Origin of the sequence: Paraburkholderia sp. (assembly GCF_035656215.1) — a bacterium.
Taxonomy (GTDB): domain Bacteria; phylum Pseudomonadota; class Gammaproteobacteria; order Burkholderiales; family Burkholderiaceae; genus Paraburkholderia.
In genome coordinates this window covers 1-2,553 of record NZ_DASRSY010000473.1, presented here as the reverse complement: position 1 = coordinate 2,553, position 2,553 = coordinate 1, and the positions used below count along the sequence as shown (strand labels likewise).

Genomic DNA, 2,553 nt, shown 5'->3' with positions numbered 1-2,553 from the left:
TAAAGACACACCCGGGCGGTGGCTGGAGAATCCCACCAGCCGCCGGCTCGATCCCTTCCCTGGAGCCGCCATGGCAAAGCTCGTTATCAAAGATCTCACCGATAGCGTCGAACTCGACCGTGAGGCGATGGCCGCGATTGTTGGTGGCGCACGGATTGGAGCGCGTGCGAGCGCCGCCGTGCAGGTGGTGCCGAGATCCGCACGCGTTGTCGACTATCCGCCGGGTTTTCCCGCGGCACATCAGACCATTGCCGATGTGGCCGCTGCTACCGTGGCGCGCAATTCGTCGCGCGGCTAGACCGCCGCTCAGACACTCGCAGCAACGGCACGCGCCTAACGCGCGTGCCGTTTGCGTTTGATGCATATGCGCTTGATCCGCTTGCCATCCGCATGCGGGCCGGTTGTGCCGGTTATGCCGGCACCCTGCATGGCGCGCTTCGAACCAGATCGACACTGACATCTTCGACAGCCGTATTTAAAGGTCCTTCTTATAGGACGCGCGAGATGCTTGCAATTGGAAACAAACGCGCCAGCCACGATTTCCTGGCGGCGAGCGGCATACAAAGGCGTCACGCAGCACGGACGACGATTGCCGTGCCACGAGCAGGCATCGCAATTCAACTGGAGACACGCAATGAAATTCATCGTGCAATGGAACGGCCTGCCGACTGCGGAGAATTCCGTCGTCGAGCGCTTCATGAAAACCGGTGGCCAGGCGCCTGAAGGTGTCAAACTGCTGGGGCGCTGGCATGCGATCGGCGGATTGCATGGCTTCGCGGTCGTCGAGGCGGAAGATACGCGCGGACTGTCGGCGCTGGCGCTCGAATGGGGCGATTTACTGACAATGAGCATCTTCCCCGCGATGACTGATGAGGACCTCGGCGCGGCATTGGGCGCGCATCAGGCCGCGCGCAAATAAGTGGGCAAATAAGATCGCCACGACGCGTAGCCTCGACACGCCTCTTGTGAAGAGGTGTTTCTACACGACGAGAGAGATCTCAATATGTGAGTTGAACCACTCATCTGTTGATTGTCGGAACAGCACGCGTCACACGAGCGCGGAAAGTCAACGGCCGTTTTAAACAATTCACGCCGCGATTTTCGCTTTGGGCACATGACTTGCTGAGTCAAGTCATCGATACTGCCTTTTCGCAAGCGCGCCTAACTGCGTGCTGCATGGCTGTCGTGACCGGAAGGTCCTATCAACCCAAGCGGAGGTAATTAATATGTTGGGAACTATTCTTCTGATTGTGCTGATCCTTCTCCTCATCGGTGCGTTTCCGACGTGGCCGCATAGCCGTTCATGGGGTTATGCGCCGACGGGCGGTATCGGCATCGTGGTGATCGTCGTGATCGTGCTGGTCGTCGCAGGCGTGATATAGCCGGATAGAAGCACTCGGGTCAGCAGTTCGAACCGAGCCGCCCGGCGGATATCGATGCAGTTCGCTGCATAGGTATCCGGCGGCCGACGCTAATTCACACAGTGGGTAAGGTGTTGTAGCCGTTCAGCAGTTGCTCGAACAGATCGGCGTCGCCCATTTGACCGCCTTTGAGCATGATCTCCATGCCGTCGAGTTCACTTCGATCGGCATGCAGGCGGCAAACCGTGACGCCTGCCGACAAAGGCGCGAGATACGACAGCCCCCACGCGTCGAGTGCGCGGACGGCGAAGCTCGATGTATCGCCGCCTGCAATTCCGATGCGTTGCAATCTCACCTTACTGAGTACCGCTTGTAGCAACGCGGCACACGCATGGGCGAGGTGCGGCAACGCGCTGTGTGTAGCGTCCTCCGCGCGCGCAGCGCGGCGCGTCGTGAAAGCGAGCACATTGCGGCCGTCGCGCAATGGTCCTGCGATTGCAGCGACGCGCGAGGCCAGATAGTCCGACGCAGCATCACCGGTCATTTGCAGCGGATCCAATTGCACACGCAGATAAGAATGCGCGGCGGCGATCTGCACTTCAGTCAAGGGCGAAAGACTGCCGGCCAGCACGAACACCGGTCCACGTGCACGAGCCAGCGATGCGGGCGCAGCATTGACTTCTCTACATTTAGCCGCATCGTTGAATGCAGACGCATAAGCTTGCGCGACACTGCTAGCCCCAACCGCAAGCAATGGCGCTTGCGCTGTGGCATGACGTGCAATCATTTGACCAACCGCACGCAAATGCGAGTCATCGAGCACGTCGAATAGCACGGCGTCAGGTTTCGATTCGAGTCTGCTTGTCAGCTCTGTTTGCAGCGCCTCGTCGTCGAGTGCATAGCAACGCCAGTCGATCGATTGCACATTTTCCAGCCCCTGGCGCTGCAGATGGACTCGCAAATCCGCTTCATTCATCGGCGTGACGGGGTGACGGCTCATAGTCGGATGGCGGTCGATTCTGTAGATCGACTGTTGATGATCGTCCGCACCAGCCGCCGCGAACAGCTCGCCGAACACGCAATAGCGACGCAGATTCGGTTGGCCACCCACCACCGCGACCAACGGATTCGCACAGTACGCTCTCAACGTGCGAATTGCGACGCCGATGCTGCCGGTCTGCGGCGCGCTATC

The 2,553-nt window shown here is 59.6% G+C and carries 4 protein-coding genes; 3 read left to right on the top strand and 1 reads right to left on the bottom strand.

Annotated features, from left to right (window positions below):
- Positions 1–70: 70 nt before the first annotated feature.
- The 3 genes from VFE81_RS27865 to VFE81_RS27855 all read left to right on the top strand — a co-directional run bounded on the left by VFE81_RS27865 (position 71) and on the right by VFE81_RS27855 (position 1,382).
- Complete coding sequence (locus VFE81_RS27865) at positions 71–298, top strand: hypothetical protein (protein WP_325047660.1); 228 nt, start codon at positions 71–73, stop codon at positions 296–298.
- Between the two features lie 336 nt (positions 299–634).
- On the top strand, positions 635–919 hold the full coding sequence (locus VFE81_RS27860; RefSeq protein WP_325047659.1) for a DUF3303 domain-containing protein: 285 nt from the start codon (positions 635–637) through the stop codon (positions 917–919).
- 307 nt (positions 920–1,226) lie between these two features.
- On the top strand, positions 1,227–1,382 hold the full coding sequence (locus VFE81_RS27855; RefSeq protein ID WP_201073954.1) for a DUF3309 family protein: 156 nt from the start codon (positions 1,227–1,229) through the stop codon (positions 1,380–1,382).
- A gap of 94 nt (positions 1,383–1,476) precedes the next feature.
- On the opposite strand, the gene VFE81_RS27850 is transcribed toward VFE81_RS27855, so the two are convergent.
- A partial coding sequence (locus tag VFE81_RS27850; protein ID WP_325047658.1) for a four-carbon acid sugar kinase family protein occupies positions 1,477–2,553 on the bottom strand: 1,077 nt, incomplete at its 5' end.

Coding starts and splice junctions, on each gene's coding strand:
- VFE81_RS27865 (WP_325047660.1), top strand. CDS start 71: ATGGCAAAGCTCGTTATCAAAGATCTCACCGATAGCGTCGAACTCGAC.
- VFE81_RS27860 (WP_325047659.1), top strand. CDS start 635: ATGAAATTCATCGTGCAATGGAACGGCCTGCCGACTGCGGAGAATTCC.
- VFE81_RS27855 (WP_201073954.1), top strand. CDS start 1,227: ATGTTGGGAACTATTCTTCTGATTGTGCTGATCCTTCTCCTCATCGGT.